The organism is Ruegeria sp. ANG-S4 (assembly GCF_000814005.1).
Lineage (GTDB): Bacteria > Pseudomonadota > Alphaproteobacteria > Rhodobacterales > Rhodobacteraceae > Ruegeria.
Map to the genome: position 1 here is coordinate 58,387 of NZ_JWLK01000007.1, position 13,334 is coordinate 71,720.

The window sequence follows — 13,334 nt, forward strand, 5'->3', positions numbered from 1 at the left end:
CCCCATCCCCCCGGAGCCGACAATGCGCATCATCTTCATGGGAACGCCTGATTTCTCGGTCCCTGTTCTGGACGCACTCGTCAAGGCCGGGCACGAGATCGCGGCTGTCTACTGCCAACCGCCGCGCCCCGCCGGTCGCGGCAAGAAAGACCGCCCAACCCCGGTCCATGCCCGTGCCGAGGCGCTGGGGCTTGAGGTGCGCCATCCCACATCGCTCAAATCCCCGGATGAGCAGGCGCGATTTGCGGCGCTAAAGGCCGATGTGGCCGTGGTTGTCGCCTACGGCCTGATCCTGCCGCAACCCATACTGGACGCGCCGATCCATGGCTGCCTGAACATCCACGCCAGCCTTTTGCCACGCTGGCGCGGGGCCGCGCCGATCCACCGCGCGATCATGGCAGGCGATGCGCAAACCGGCATCTGTATCATGCAGATGGAGGCCGGGTTGGACACCGGCCCCGTCCTGCTGCGTGAAACAACCGATATCGGCCCCGAGGAGACCACCGCAGACCTGCACGACCGCCTGTCGGACATGGGTGCGGCGCTGATTGTTGAGGCGCTTGCCAAGCTGCCCGATCTGACCCCCGAGCCTCAGCCCGACATCGGCGTGACCTATGCCGCCAAGATCGACAAATCCGAGGCGCGGATCGACTGGTCCTCCCCCGCCGCCGAAGTCGACAGGCAAATCCGCGGCCTGTCCCCGTTTCCCGGCGCATGGACCGAAGCTGCGGGCGACCGGATCAAGCTGCTTGCCTCGCGACTGGCCGAAGGGCAGGGCATACCGGGCGAGGTTCTGGACGACCAGTTCAACGTTGCGTGTGGCGTGGGGGCCGTTGAACTGCTGCGCTTGCAAAGGGCGGGCAAAGGCGCGCAGGATAAGGAAACATTTCTGCGGGGCTGGCCCATCCCGGTCGGCACCCGCCTGTCATCGGAGTAGCCGCAGATGTTCTTGGTCCTCATGGGCACCGTCGTGATTGCCGGGATAGTGGGCTATCTGTCGGAAAAGACCGGCTTTACCCACAATGGCTACCTGCAATCGATCATCATCTGCGTGGGCGGCGCGTTCCTGTTCTACTTCATCCGCATCATGTTCGGCATCAGCTTTGGTCCGCCCGGTCTGGACGCGGTGCTGTCATCCATCGGCGCACTGATCATCGTGCCCACGCATTGGAGGAAATAGGATGTCCGTGGTTGCCCTGATCATCATCGGCGCAGCAGCCGGCTTTCTTGCCACGCGCCTTATGAGGATCGAGGCGGACATTCCCACAACCATGTTGATTGGCATCATTGGTGCCTTGGTTGGGGGTCTGGTCCTGCGCACTTTGCTTGCGGTTATGGGTTGGCTTTCGGGATTTGTCGGCGCGGTGCTTGGTGCGTTGTTGATAATCTGGCTCTGGCAGACCTACATCCGCCGTTGAAGTCTATCGCGCGTCACATGCGGCGGCAGATCCAAGCTGCGGAGCACCGCGCGTGGTCAGGTCGAACTGATCGGCTTCGGCCGCCGTCATCCAGTGCATACCGTCCGCCGGCGCCGCAGCAATCGTGAACCAGTAAAAGTCATCCTCGACACCGATATCCCGGAAATAATCAAGGTACCGGCCATGCTCGGGATCCGTTTCGGCCAAATCGGTCGCGACAATCCCTGACCCGCTCCAGCTGTGGACTCCGACGCAGGCACCGGGGCCAAGTACACGCTGGTTTCCGGCAAGGAAAAGATCGGTCCCGCCAGAGGCCACCAAACCATCCGAAGGTACAACCGTATCAAACCCTTTCACACGCACAACACGGCTGAAAACGACATTTGCATCGTCATCAACCGACCCGTCGATATTCTGCAGAACAAGGGTCTTGGCGTCCGGGTTTTCAGATGTGACCTCCAGAAACGACTGCAGCGTCGTTTCGTCTATCGTGCCACTTGCGATGATCTGGTCACCGTCGGCAACGAAGGTCACCGGCGTGTACTGCTCGGCACAGGCGGTCAGAAGGGACAGGCCAAAAACAAGGAAAGGAATGCGGTGGTTCATCGGACACCTCGCAATTTGTTGATCTCATGTGATATCAACGATTGGGTTTTGCGTCTACCGGCGCGGCGGGCGTGCCTTGTAGACCGGCAGTTTCCAACCCAAAAGCAGCGAGCCGGCCCGCAGCACCCAGCAAACAAATGCGCAAAGCGCGAGCGCGGGCAGTACGTCGAGGCCCAAGCGTGTGGCAAATACGGCGGTCAGAGCGCCAGTGAAAGCGCAGGACACATAAAGCTCGCCCTGTTTTAGTACCAACGGGACCTCGTTGCAGACCACGTCGCGCATCAATCCACCCAGACACCCCGTGGTCACGCCCATCAAAACAGTGATGACGCCGGATTGTCCCATCGACATGGCCGCACCGGTTCCGGCTGCAGCGGCGATGGACAGGGCAAAGCTGTCCAGCCAGATCAGCCAGTTGTACCGGCTTTCCATCAGATGGGCGGTAAAGAAAACGATCACGGCAGCGGCGCACGCAATCATAATGTAAGTGGGTTGATCGACCCAGAAAACGGGGTGCCGATCCAGCAGCAGGTCACGCACCGTACCGCCGCCCACAGCTGTCAGGCAGGCGATGAAGGCAAAGCCTACCAGATCCAGCTGCGCCCGACTGGCCACCAAGGCTCCGGTCAGCGCAAAAACAAGGACCGAGGCGTAATCCAGCAGGGCAAGCCCGCTCACGCCTGCGCCTTATTGGGTTTGAACGGGGCCATGCCCGCACGCGCCAGTTCATCGGCGCGCTCGTTCTCGGGATGTCCCGCATGGCCCTTGACCCATTCCCAGGTCACGGTGTGACGCTCTTGCGCCGCGTCCAGCCGCTGCCACAGATCAACATTCTTGACCGGTTTCTTGTTCGAGGTTTTCCAGCCGTTCCGCTTCCAGCCGAAAATCCAGCCGGTGACGCCGTTTTTCACATAAGCGCTGTCTGTGACGATGGTGATGTCCGAGGCCCTCTCAAGCGTCTCCAACGCGCTGATCGCGGCCAGCAGTTCCATCCGGTTGTTGGTGGTTTCAGCCTCTCCGCCGTTCAGTTCGCGCTCTTTCAGGACGGTTTCGCCGTCCATCGCACGCAACAGCACACCCCAGCCTCCGGGGCCGGGATTGCCGGAACAGGCCCCGTCCGTATAGGCAAACAGTTCAGGCATGGGCCGACACCACGATGAACCCGTCATAGGACCCGGCCAAACCCTTTCCCATCCCTGTCACCGCACCATCAACCGTGAACCCCGCATCGGTCAGGGCCTCTTCGATCTCGGTCCGCGAGTAATAGGTGTAATAGCGATCCAGATGGTCGCGATGTTCGCCGGTGCCCAGCTTCATCCCCAGAGACAACCGGCCTCCGGGCTTCAACGCAGCATGGATCGCGGCCAGATGACGCGGGAAATCGGCGCGGGGGGCGTGCAGCAGTGAAAAGCTTGCATAAACGCCGTCATACTCGTCCACCTCGGTGACGTCATCAAACGTCCCCAGATGGGCATCGACACCATTGTTTTTTGCATGCTCGACAAAGGCGGGCGTGGCATCCAGCGCCCGCACTTTCAGCCCTTGCCGCATCAGAAACGCGCTGTCCGATCCGGGGCCAGAGCCGAGATCCAGCACATATCCCCCTTTGCCCACGGCATCCGCAAAGGCCTGTCGTGCCTCGATCTGTTCGGCGGGCAGCGGCATGCTCAGGTAATCGGAAACCCGGTTGGTATAGGCGTTGATGGTCCGCTTATCACTCACAGATTTACCCCTATGGCAAGACAGATCAGAACGATGGCGGTCAGCAGGATGCGCAACCGCATCCACCAGACCGGGGTCAGCCGCCAGTATGAGAACAAAGCGTCGAGCAAAAGCAACCCCGCGAACCCATACATCAGGTTCGTACCGGCACTGACCGGGCCGCCGCCGGTCATAAAAAAAGCCCAAAGCGCGGGCAGGACCGACAAGGTATAACAGGTCGCCGCCTTGCTGCCCGAGGTTTTGGTGGAAAACCCCCACAGCACGCCCGACATGAAGCTCAGGATCACCGAGCCATAGAAGAGTTGCACGTAAGGCCCCACAAAGCGCGACCCCAGTTCCTGACGGCCCCAGTCGTTCAGATCACCGCTCAGATAGGTCAGTGCGCCCCAGACAAACGGGATCAGTCCCGCCAGCCCCAGCAAGAGCGGCGCGCGGGGGATACCTATCATGCGGGCACCCGCAGCACGCGGGGAACTTTGAACTCGACATTCTCAACGGCGGTTTCGACCAGTTCGACGGTGACGTCATAATGATCCCGGAAGGCGTCAATCACCTCGTTGACCAGCACCTCGGGGGCCGAGGCCCCGGCGGTAATGGCAATACTTGAAATCCCCTCAAGCGCGCGCCAGTCAATGTCGGTCGCGCGTTGCACCAGTTGCGCGTAGCTGCACCCGGCGCGCGCAGCGACCTCGACCAGTCGGCGCGAGTTCGACGAGTTCGGCGCACCTACCACCAAAAGCGCGTCGGATTTTGGCGCAACCGCCTTCACCGCTTCCTGCCGGTTGGTGGTGGCATAACAGATGTCTTCCTTGTGTGGCCCGACGATGGCCGGAAACCGCGCCTCGAGCGCGGTGATGATATCCTTGGTGTCATCGACCGACAGGGTGGTTTGGGTGACAAATGCCAGCTTCTCGGGATCGCGGACCGCGACGCTGGCCACATCCTCGACCGTTTCGACCAGCAGCACCCCGCCATCGGGCAGCTGGCCCATGGTGCCAACGGTTTCGGGATGACCCTTGTGGCCGATCATGATCATTTGCAGTCCGGCATCGAAATGGCGTTGTGCCTCGATGTGTACTTTCGACACCAATGGGCAGGTCGCGTCGACGAATATCATCTCACGCTTTTCTGCTGCGGCCGGGACCGACTTGGGCACACCATGGGCCGAAAAAATCACCGGACGGTCATCCGGGCATTCGTCCAGTTCTTCGACGAACACGGCGCCTTTTGCCCTCAGACCATCCACAACAAATCTATTGTGAACGATTTCGTGCCGGACATAGACCGGGGCACCCCATTTCTGCAGCGCCATCTCGACAATTTTGATGGCGCGGTCGACACCGGCGCAGAAGCCGCGCGGTGCGGCCAGATACAATGTCAGTGGCGGCTTGGTCATGGCTGTCTCCTTGATAGGGACAGGTAAGGCTTTTGCGGCTGAGGGTCCAGTGATCCCGGATGTGTCATTTAGCTGATACAGACGGCTGCTATTCGATCGGCATTTGAGAACGCATCTATCGTTAAAGCAAGGCGGCCAGATTCTCCCCGGAATCTGACCGCCACTTAGACAATTTTTGGACCTTACTTGCCGCCGGCAGCCATGACGCTGCGGGTTTCGGCTGGCATTTCACGCGGAGGGCGGCCGATCACGTCGCGCAAATCCTCCAACTCGATAAAGTTGTCTGCCTGGCGGCGCAGTTCGTCCGAAATCATCGGCGGTTGGCTGCGGATGGTCGACACGACCGACACGCGCACGCCTTGCCGTTGCAGACTGGCTATCAGCGGGCGGAAATCCCCATCGCCCGAAAACAGCACGATATGATCGACACGCGGTGCCAGTTCCATGGCATCGACCGTCAGTTCGATATCCATATTTCCTTTGACTTTCCGACGCCCCATGCTGTCGGTGTATTCTTTTGCCGGTTTGGTAACCATGGTGAAGCCGTTGTAGTGCAGCCAGTCCACCAAGGGCCGGATCGGAGAATACTCGTCATTTTCCAGTAGCGCTGTGTAGTAGAAAGCTCTAAGCAGTTTGCCTCTGCGCATGAATTCCTGGCGCAGCAACTTGTAGTCGATGTCAAACCCCAGTGCTTTTGCGGCGGCATAAAGATTCGAGCCGTCGATGAACAGCGCTAGCCGTTCGTCCTTGTAAAACATAAAATGGTCCTTCCGGTATAATCCACCGCACCGTGAGCTCCGTGAGTGAAAAGAAATTGGTCAGTGCAATGGTATCCTTAAAATAGGCTTTTTAGCCTATATCGCAAGCATTCTCTGAACAGAATATGGGGTCTGAAGTGGACAAATCCTTGTCGGAAGCCGTCATTGCGCTGGGTGGAAATCTCAGTCTGAGAGGTCATGGACCCAGGGTGACACTTGAGCAGTCGCTATCCGCAATGGTTGAGGCCGGGCTGGTGATTCGTGCCGCAAGCCGGTTTTTTGCCACACCCTGCTTTCCAGCAGGCGCCGGGCCTGACTATGTGAATGCTGCGGTTTTGATCGAAACCGATCTCGATCCGGGGCAGCTTCTGGACCTGCTGCACCGCATCGAACATGACTTTGGCCGCGCCCGCGAACAACGCTGGGGGATGCGCACGCTTGACCTTGATCTGGTCTGTTGGGGCGATCTTGTGCTGCCCGATGAGCTCGAACATCAACGCTGGCTGACCCTTGCGCCCGAGGATCAGGTCAAATCCGCGCCCGAGCAGTTGATCCTGCCCCATCCCCGGCTACAGGATCGCGCCTTTGTCCTGGTTCCGATGGCGGATGTTGCGCCGGATTGGAGTCATCCGGTGCTGGGGCTGACGGCGCGTCAGATGGTTGCCGCTTTGCCGCCTGCGGATGTTGCCGCTGTCACACCGCTGTGATCCTCGCATTTGCGGCATTTCCTGCTTGTCAAGGCGGGGATTCGCGCTTAGATAAACCCCTTCCTGCCACGGATTCATTTACGGAGAGCGCCCTATGGCCCGCGTTACGGTCGAAGATTGTGTAGACAAGGTCCCGAACCGGTTCGAACTGGTTATGCTTGCCGCCCACCGGGCGCGCGAGATTTCTGCCGGTGGCCCGATCACCGTTGACCGCGACAACGATAAGAACCCCGTTGTCTCGCTGCGCGAAATCGCCGACGAAACCCAAAGCGCCGATGAGCTGCGCGAACGCCTGATCGAGGCCAACCAGACCCAGATCGAGGTTGATGAGCCGGAAGAAGATCAGATGGCGCTGCTGATGGGTGCTGAATCCGACAAACCCGCGGATGACGATATGTCGGAAGAAAAGCTCCTGCGCGCTCTGATGGAGGCTCAGGGCCAGGGGTAACCCCAGCGACAAAGGTGCGGACCGGATGATTTCAGCTGAAGACCTGATTGCGCTGGTCCGCAATTACAATCCCAAGACAAACGCCGAACGTATCGAGCGGGCCTATGAATTTGGCCAGCAGATGCACGAAGGGCAGTTCCGCCATTCTGGCGAGCCCTATTTCTCGCACCCCGTTGCCGTAGCCGCCATCCTGACCGAACAGCGTCTGGATGATGCAACAATCATCACCGCCCTGCTGCACGACACGATCGAGGACACCAAGGCCAATTACGGACGCGTGTCCGAGCTGTTCGGGGATGAGGTCGCCAAGCTGGTCGATGGTGTCACCAAGCTGACGAATCTGCAGCTGTCCAGCCGCGAGACCAAGCAGGCCGAAAACTTCCGCAAGCTGTTCATGGCGATGTCCAAGGACCTGCGGGTCATTCTAGTCAAGCTGGCCGACCGTCTGCACAACATGCGCACCATCAAGGCGATGCGCCCTGAAAAGCAGGTGCAGAAAGCGCGCGAGACGATGGACATCTATGCGCCGCTTGCGGGCCGCATGGGGATGCAATGGATGCGCGAGGAGCTTGAGGACCTCGCCTTCCGCGTGCTGAACCCCGAAGGCCGCCAATCGATCATCCGGCGCTTTATCACGCTACAGCGCGAAACCGGTGACGTGATCCACCGCATCACCGGCGACATGCGGCACGAGTTGGAGAAGGCCGGGATCGAAGCCGAGGTATTTGGCCGCGCCAAGAAACCCTATTCGATCTGGCGCAAGATGCAGGAAAAGGATCAGGGCTTCTCGCGCCTGTCCGATATCTACGGTTTCCGCATCATCACCCAGACCGAGGAAGACTGCTATCGCACCCTCGGCGCGATCCACCAGCGTTGGCGCGCGGTTCCCGGGCGGTTCAAGGATTACATCAGTCAGCCAAAATCGAACGGCTACCGCTCGATCCACACCACTGTGTCGGGGCGTGACGGTAAACGGGTCGAGGTTCAGATTCGCACCCGCCAGATGCATGATGTGGCCGAAACCGGCGTTGCGGCGCATTGGTCCTATCGTGACGGCGTGCGCTCGGAAAACCCGTTTGCGGTTGATCCGGCCAAGTGGATTTCCAACCTCACAGAACAATTCGACAGCGAAGACGATCACGAGGATTTTCTCGAAGCCGTCAAGCTTGAGATGTATTCGGATCAGGTGTTCTGTTTCACCCCCAAGGGAGACGTGGTGAAACTGCCGCGCGGGGCGACGCCGATTGACTTTGCCTATGCCATTCACACCCGTATCGGTCACGCCTGTGTCGGTGCCAAGGTCGATGGCATCCGCGTGCCTTTGTGGACGCGGCTGAAAAACGGGCAGTCGGTTGACGTCATCACGGCTGATGGCCAAACACCGCAGGTGACCTGGCTGGAGATTGCAGTTACCGGCAAAGCGCGCACGGCAATCCGTCGGGCTCTGCGTGAAGTCGACCGCGAACGGTTTATCAAACTGGGCAAGGAACTGGCCCGCGCAGGGTTCGAGAATATCGGCCGCAAGGCCACCGACAAGGCGTTGGATACGGCCGCCAAACACCTTCGCCTGAAAGACCGTCACGAGTTACTGGCCCGTTTGGGGAGCGCGGAACTTACCGCCCATGACGTCGTCGAGGCCGTTTACCCCGAGTTGGCCAAGGACGAAGGCGACGCCATTCCGATGCGACGTGCCGTGATTGGCCTTGAGCCCGGACAGAAGTTCGACCGCGCCCCGTGTTGTCAGCCCCTGCCCGGAGAGCGCATCGTCGGCATTACCTATCGCGGCAAGGGTGTCGTAGTACACGCAATTGATTGCGACCGTCTATCCGAGTTTGAAAACGAACCCGAACGCTGGGTTGATCTGCACTGGCACTCGGGAACGCATCCCGCTGTTTATGGCGCGACGCTGGACCTCACCATCGGAAATGACGCAGGTGTTCTGGGACGTATTTGCACATTGATCGGTGAGAAAAAGGCCAATATCTCGAACCTGGTATTTATCGACCGTAAACCCGATTTTTACCGCTTGCAGATCAGCGTCGAGCTGCGCGACCTTGAACAATTGCATTCGTTGATGCTGATGCTTGAGGCCGAAAGCGATGTCGCCGCGGTCGAAAGGTATCGGGATCGGGCCAAAACGACGGTCGCGGCAAGCTGAGAAGGGGTGATCAGGAGTGGTTTTCAAGCGCCGAGATCGACGCTCGCCTGTCCAGATCGCATCAGAGTTGGTCTATCCCCGCGGCGGATGGACCCGGGCTTTCCACTACGTCAAACATCGTGTTCGTCGCCTTCCTGATACTCCGGAACGGATTGCGCGCGGGATTGGCGCGGGGGTCTTTGCCGCGTTCACACCGTTTTACGGTTTGCATTTTGTCGTCGCTGCCGTGTTGGCCCGTTTGCTCAACGGGAACATTCTGGCCGCGCTCAGCGGGACATTCTTTGGGAATCCGCTGACCTACGTGCCAATTGGTGTGATCTGCTTGCAGGCCGGGCATTTCTTGCTGGGCACCAAGTTTGACGAGGGTGACACCCACGGACTGATGGGCAAGTTTGCCGACGCAATCGGTGATCTCAAAAACAACTTCATAGCCATGTTCACCGACCGCGTTGCTGACTGGCGCGGCCTCGGTGTGTTTTATGATGAGGTGTTCTTTCCCTATCTGATCGGCGGGATCATCCCGGGGATCGTAGCCGGTATCATATGCGCGTATCTCAGCTTGCCCGTGATCCGAACCTACCAAAAACGCCGCCGGACAAAGATCAAAGCGAAATTCGAAGAAATCAAGCAATTGGCGCAGGCAGAGACTGCCGTTCCGCGGGTAAACGAACTAGGCTCTGCCCACGAGCTTATGAAGGATTCGAAGGATGTCTGACAATTATCTGCGTCTGGGTGTGAATATTGACCACGTCGCCACAGTGCGCAATGCGCGCGGCGGGGCGTATCCGGACCCCCTAAGGGCCGCCAAACTGGCGGAAGAGGCTGGCGCGGACGGGATCACGGCGCATCTGCGCGAAGATCGCCGGCACATCTCGGACGCAGACATTGACGGGCTGATGGAGGTGCTTTCAGTCCCGCTGAACTTCGAGATGGCAGCAACTGATGAAATGCAGAAAATTGCGCTGCGTCACAAGCCGCATGCTGTGTGTATTGTCCCGGAAAAGCGAGAGGAGCGCACCACGGAAGGCGGGCTTGAAGTGGCACGCGAAGAGAACAAGCTGGCCCATTTCATCGCACCGCTTCGGGATGTCGGGTGCCGGGTCTCGATCTTCATTGCTGCCGATCAGCGTCAGATCGAAGCAGCGCATCGCATCGGGGCCGAAGTGATCGAGTTACACACTGGCGCGTATTGCGATGCCTGTGCTGAAGGCCGGACAGAGGAGGCCGCGCAGGAGTTGGAGTCCCTTCGCGCGATGTCCAGCTTTGCCCATTCGTTGGGTCTTGAGGTGCACGCGGGCCATGGACTGACCTATGACACCGTGCAACCCGTCGCGGCATTTCCCGAAGTCAAAGAACTCAATATCGGTCACTTCTTGATTGGCGAGTCCATTTTTCTGGGACTGGACCCCGCGATCAAGGAAATGCGCCGCCTGATGGACGAGGCGCGGGCGTGATCGACCTTGCGTCTCTTGCGGTTTCGGCGCTTGCCTTTTTTGTCGTTGCCGTTTCGCCGGGCCCTGCCAATATCTCAAACGCTGCCGTGGCGATGAGCTATGGGCGCAAGACAAGCCTGATCTACGGTGCAGGTCTATCTTGCGGTTTGGTGTTCTGGGGGCTGGTCGCCGCCAGCGGGATGGGCGCGGTCCTGCAAGGCTCGCTTTACGTCTTGATGGTCTTGAAGGTGTTGGGCGGGCTCTATCTTTTGTGGCTGGCTTGGCAATCCGGGCGCTCTGCGTTGCGCTCGGATGCGGGCAAAGTCGCGACACCCGACAAGGGCAGGTGGTTTTGGCGTGGTCTGATTCTGAATTTGTCCAATCCGAAATCGGTCATTGCCTGGATGGCGGCGCTGTCTGTTGGTTTGGGCCCGAATGACGGTATCCTGGCTGTCGCCGCAGCGACGCTGGTATGTGTGATCGCGGGATTCATCAACAACGCGCTTTATTCGCTTCTGTTTTCGGTCAGTGGAATGATGGCCGGCTACCGTAGGCTAAGACGAAGGATCGATGGGGTTGTCGCGGGTCTGTTCGCCATTGCGGGTCTGGGCTTGATCAGGTCTGCCTTTGCCAGATGAAAAAGGGTCTGCCGCCCGCAGGCCCTTGATCTCTTTACGTGTATGACATGTTATTCCCAACAGGACAGACGGACGGGGGACGCACCAACATGATCACGGCAGGTTTCGTTGCAATCTGGCTCGCCTGGTTGATGGCCGGCGGTTCGCCCGGACCGGCGACCATGGGAATAGCGGGCACCGCCATGAACGAGGGGCGCACGGCGGGTCTGGCGTTTGCGCTAGGCATCTGCGCCGGCTCTGCCGCCTGGGGCATAGCGGCGGCATTGGGATTATCGGCAATCATGTTGGCCAATGTCTGGGTGTTCGAAGTGATCCGCTATGTCGGCGTGGCTTACCTGAGTTGGCTTGCCCTGAATGCCTTGCGCCGTGCGCTGACGTCGGACGAGGTTGCGTTGGGAAATCCGGTCCGCGGTTCTTTGGCAACGATATTTGCCAAAGGCGCGGCTATTCACCTGACCAACCCCAAAGCGATCCTAAGCTGGGGGTCGATCTATGCCATCGTGGCCCCAAATGATGCCAGCCTGAGAATGCTGCTGAGCTATTTTGCGCTGCTTTACGCGGGTTCATTGTTGATTTTCATAGGCTACGCTTTCCTCTTTTCCTCAGCGCGGATGGTCAACGCCTACCGCCGCGCCCGCCGCTGGTTTGACTTTGCATTTGCAGGGTTTTTTGGCGTCGCCAGTTATAAAATCCTGACGGTGCGCTTGTCATGAAGGCCGAGGGGCAGCGATGATCAGACACTGCGTGATGCTGCGCCTGACGTCCGATTTCGACCCTTCGGAACTCGACGCCGTTATGAGGGGATTGGGTCGCGTTGCGGATCGTCTGCAGGGTTGCGGGGGCTTTGTGCATGGCCCCAACCGTGACTTCGAAGCGAAGTCATCCGACTACCCTTATGGGTTTTCGTTGGACTTCGCCGATGCTGCCGACTTGAAACGGTACGCCAATGACGAAACGCACCGCAAGCTGGGAGCGCGGCTCGTGGCGATGTGTGAGGGTGGCGCAGAGGGGATTCTGGTTTTCGATTTGGAAATGCCTGCCCTGACCGACCAATAACAAACGAGGGAACGTCATGAAAGCAATCACCTATCGCGGTTTCGGCGCAGCGGCGGATGTCCTTGAGCTGGTCGACCTGCCTACGCCGACGCCCGCCGCAGGCGAGGTTTTGGTGCGCGTCTGTGCCTCGGGTATCAATCCTTCTGACGTCAAATTGCGGGCGGGTGCACGCCCCGGTGCAGCAATGCAATTCCCGGTCATTACCCCGCATTCCGACGGAGCAGGGGTGATCGAGGCGGTGGGCGAAGGCGTTGACCCGGCACGGGTCGGCGAACGGGTCTGGATCTGGAACGGCCAATGGCAACGCGCATTTGGGACAGCAGCCGAATACGTTTCTTTGCCGTCCGAGCAAGCCGTTTTCTTGCACAACACGACCAGTTTCACCGAAGGCGCCTGTTTTGGCATTCCGGCTATGACGGCTTGGTACGCGCTGTACCGCGATGGTCCGATTTCCGATCAGACGGTCTTGGTCACGGGCGGTGCGGGCACGGTGGGGCGTTACGCGTGTCAAATGGCAGCCTTGGGTGGCGCGCGTGTCATTACGACCGTCAGCTCTGAGGACAAAGCGGCGCATTCCGGTGCGGCAGAGTGGATCAACTATCGCACGCAGAACGTTACCGAGGCTGTAATGGACCTGACCCGGGGCGCGGGGGTCGACCGCATCGTCGAAGTTGATTTTGCCGCCAACCAAAGCACATCACTGTCGCTGATACGGCCCGGCGGCACAATCGCCAGCTATGCCTCTGCTTCGCAAATGCGGCCGGAATTGGATTTCTATGGATTCATGTTCAAGAACATCCGTCTGCACATGCTTATCGTTTACATGCTGGATGCGGCTGAGCGTCGGCTTGGTGAAGCTCAACTGGGGACATGGCTGGAGCAGGGCGCGTTGAAACACGCGGTGGTTCCTGCCGGAACGCTTGCCGATGCCGTCGCCGCGCATCAGATGGTCGAGGCCGGTCAGAAACTGGGCACAGTGGTGTTGGAGGTCTAG

19 protein-coding genes are annotated in these 13,334 nt (G+C 59.4%); 12 read left to right on the forward strand and 7 right to left on the reverse strand.

Annotation, left to right across the window (positions count from 1 at the left end; all coding sequences use genetic code 11):
* Positions 1-22 precede the first annotated feature (22 nt).
* Genes fmt through RA28_RS20205 form a run of 3 tightly spaced genes read left to right on the forward strand, consistent with a single transcriptional unit; the run spans position 23 to position 1,418 of the window.
* Positions 23-937 (forward strand): methionyl-tRNA formyltransferase, encoded by a 915-nt coding sequence (fmt, locus tag RA28_RS20195; protein WP_039532743.1) that lies wholly within the window; start codon positions 23-25, stop codon positions 935-937.
* 6 nt (positions 938-943) lie between these two features.
* Complete coding sequence (locus RA28_RS20200) at positions 944-1,180, forward strand: hypothetical protein (RefSeq protein ID WP_039532745.1); 237 nt, start codon at positions 944-946, stop codon at positions 1,178-1,180.
* A gap of 1 nt (position 1,181) precedes the next feature.
* Complete coding sequence (locus RA28_RS20205; RefSeq protein ID WP_039532747.1) at positions 1,182-1,418, forward strand: GlsB/YeaQ/YmgE family stress response membrane protein; 237 nt, start codon at positions 1,182-1,184, stop codon at positions 1,416-1,418.
* Between the two features lie 3 nt (positions 1,419-1,421).
* On the opposite strand, the gene RA28_RS20210 is transcribed toward RA28_RS20205, so the two are convergent.
* The 7 genes from RA28_RS20210 to RA28_RS20240 form a co-directional block, all read right to left on the reverse strand.
* The gene (locus RA28_RS20210; protein ID WP_039532749.1) at positions 1,422-2,024 is read right to left on the reverse strand and encodes a COG3904 family protein; all 603 of its coding nucleotides are present in this window, start codon (positions 2,022-2,024) and stop codon (positions 1,422-1,424) included.
* A 54-nt stretch (positions 2,025-2,078) separates the two neighbouring features.
* Entirely contained in the window at positions 2,079-2,702 is a 624-nt protein-coding gene (locus tag RA28_RS20215; RefSeq protein WP_039532751.1) for a trimeric intracellular cation channel family protein, read from the reverse strand.
* Positions 2,699-3,166 (reverse strand): ribonuclease HI, encoded by a 468-nt coding sequence (rnhA, locus tag RA28_RS20220; RefSeq protein ID WP_039532753.1) that lies wholly within the window; start codon positions 3,164-3,166, stop codon positions 2,699-2,701. Before rnhA ends, RA28_RS20215 begins: the two co-directional genes overlap by 4 nt.
* Positions 3,159-3,746, reverse strand: coding sequence for a class I SAM-dependent DNA methyltransferase (locus tag RA28_RS20225; RefSeq protein ID WP_039532755.1), 588 nt, complete (start codon positions 3,744-3,746; stop codon positions 3,159-3,161). Before RA28_RS20225 ends, rnhA begins: the two co-directional genes overlap by 8 nt.
* Positions 3,743-4,195, reverse strand: coding sequence for a DUF3429 domain-containing protein (locus RA28_RS20230; RefSeq protein WP_039532757.1), 453 nt, complete (start codon positions 4,193-4,195; stop codon positions 3,743-3,745). The genes RA28_RS20225 and RA28_RS20230 overlap by 4 nt, the downstream gene beginning before the upstream one ends.
* Positions 4,192-5,142: a 4-hydroxy-3-methylbut-2-enyl diphosphate reductase gene (ispH, locus tag RA28_RS20235; protein WP_039532759.1), complete on the reverse strand. Its 951-nt coding sequence runs from the start codon at positions 5,140-5,142 to the stop codon at positions 4,192-4,194. The genes RA28_RS20230 and ispH overlap by 4 nt, the downstream gene beginning before the upstream one ends.
* 182 nt (positions 5,143-5,324) lie before the next feature.
* Complete coding sequence (locus tag RA28_RS20240; RefSeq protein WP_039532761.1) at positions 5,325-5,900, reverse strand: LabA-like NYN domain-containing protein; 576 nt, start codon at positions 5,898-5,900, stop codon at positions 5,325-5,327.
* Positions 5,901-6,025: 125 nt separating this feature from the next.
* Here RA28_RS20240 and folK point away from each other — a divergent pair, with 125 nt between their 5' ends.
* From folK to RA28_RS20285, 9 genes are all read left to right on the forward strand, one after another.
* Positions 6,026-6,607: a 2-amino-4-hydroxy-6-hydroxymethyldihydropteridine diphosphokinase gene (gene folK, locus RA28_RS20245; protein ID WP_082029873.1), complete on the forward strand. Its 582-nt coding sequence runs from the start codon at positions 6,026-6,028 to the stop codon at positions 6,605-6,607.
* 94 nt (positions 6,608-6,701) lie between these two features.
* A complete protein-coding gene (rpoZ, locus tag RA28_RS20250; protein ID WP_010437681.1) occupies positions 6,702-7,055 on the forward strand; it encodes a DNA-directed RNA polymerase subunit omega in 354 nt (117 codons plus the stop codon).
* A 25-nt stretch (positions 7,056-7,080) separates the two neighbouring features.
* Complete coding sequence (locus tag RA28_RS20255; protein ID WP_039532766.1) at positions 7,081-9,213, forward strand: RelA/SpoT family protein; 2,133 nt, start codon at positions 7,081-7,083, stop codon at positions 9,211-9,213.
* Positions 9,214-9,229: 16 nt separating this feature from the next.
* Complete coding sequence (locus RA28_RS20260; RefSeq protein ID WP_039532768.1) at positions 9,230-9,928, forward strand: DUF2062 domain-containing protein; 699 nt, start codon at positions 9,230-9,232, stop codon at positions 9,926-9,928.
* Entirely contained in the window at positions 9,921-10,667 is a 747-nt protein-coding gene (locus RA28_RS20265) for a pyridoxine 5'-phosphate synthase (RefSeq protein WP_039532770.1), read from the forward strand. The genes RA28_RS20260 and RA28_RS20265 overlap by 8 nt, the downstream gene beginning before the upstream one ends.
* Positions 10,664-11,284 carry a LysE family translocator gene (locus RA28_RS20270; protein WP_052261532.1) on the forward strand — a complete coding sequence of 207 codons (621 nt, stop codon included), beginning with the start codon at positions 10,664-10,666 and terminating at the stop codon, positions 11,282-11,284. The genes RA28_RS20265 and RA28_RS20270 overlap by 4 nt, the downstream gene beginning before the upstream one ends.
* Before the next feature lie 89 nt (positions 11,285-11,373).
* On the forward strand, positions 11,374-11,997 hold the full coding sequence (locus RA28_RS20275) for a LysE family translocator (RefSeq protein WP_039532772.1): 624 nt from the start codon (positions 11,374-11,376) through the stop codon (positions 11,995-11,997).
* 16 nt (positions 11,998-12,013) lie between these two features.
* A complete protein-coding gene (locus RA28_RS20280) occupies positions 12,014-12,340 on the forward strand; it encodes a Dabb family protein (RefSeq protein ID WP_039532774.1) in 327 nt (108 codons plus the stop codon).
* 16 nt (positions 12,341-12,356) lie between these two features.
* Entirely contained in the window at positions 12,357-13,334 is a 978-nt protein-coding gene (locus RA28_RS20285) for an NADPH:quinone reductase (RefSeq protein WP_039532776.1), read from the forward strand.

Coding starts and splice junctions, on each gene's coding strand:
- RA28_RS20280 (WP_039532774.1), top strand. CDS start 12,014: ATGATCAGACACTGCGTGATGCTGCGCCTGACGTCCGATTTCGACCCT.
- ispH (WP_039532759.1), bottom strand. CDS start 5,142: ATGACCAAGCCGCCACTGACATTGTATCTGGCCGCACCGCGCGGCTTC.
- RA28_RS20205 (WP_039532747.1), top strand. CDS start 1,182: ATGTCCGTGGTTGCCCTGATCATCATCGGCGCAGCAGCCGGCTTTCTT.
- RA28_RS20210 (WP_039532749.1), bottom strand. CDS start 2,024: ATGAACCACCGCATTCCTTTCCTTGTTTTTGGCCTGTCCCTTCTGACC.
- RA28_RS20200 (WP_039532745.1), top strand. CDS start 944: ATGTTCTTGGTCCTCATGGGCACCGTCGTGATTGCCGGGATAGTGGGC.
- RA28_RS20230 (WP_039532757.1), bottom strand. CDS start 4,195: ATGATAGGTATCCCCCGCGCGCCGCTCTTGCTGGGGCTGGCGGGACTG.
- RA28_RS20275 (WP_039532772.1), top strand. CDS start 11,374: ATGATCACGGCAGGTTTCGTTGCAATCTGGCTCGCCTGGTTGATGGCC.
- RA28_RS20240 (WP_039532761.1), bottom strand. CDS start 5,900: ATGTTTTACAAGGACGAACGGCTAGCGCTGTTCATCGACGGCTCGAAT.
- RA28_RS20265 (WP_039532770.1), top strand. CDS start 9,921: ATGTCTGACAATTATCTGCGTCTGGGTGTGAATATTGACCACGTCGCC.
- RA28_RS20285 (WP_039532776.1), top strand. CDS start 12,357: ATGAAAGCAATCACCTATCGCGGTTTCGGCGCAGCGGCGGATGTCCTT.
- rpoZ (WP_010437681.1), top strand. CDS start 6,702: ATGGCCCGCGTTACGGTCGAAGATTGTGTAGACAAGGTCCCGAACCGG.
- fmt (WP_039532743.1), top strand. CDS start 23: ATGCGCATCATCTTCATGGGAACGCCTGATTTCTCGGTCCCTGTTCTG.
- RA28_RS20255 (WP_039532766.1), top strand. CDS start 7,081: ATGATTTCAGCTGAAGACCTGATTGCGCTGGTCCGCAATTACAATCCC.
- folK (WP_082029873.1), top strand. CDS start 6,026: ATGGGGTCTGAAGTGGACAAATCCTTGTCGGAAGCCGTCATTGCGCTG.
- rnhA (WP_039532753.1), bottom strand. CDS start 3,166: ATGCCTGAACTGTTTGCCTATACGGACGGGGCCTGTTCCGGCAATCCC.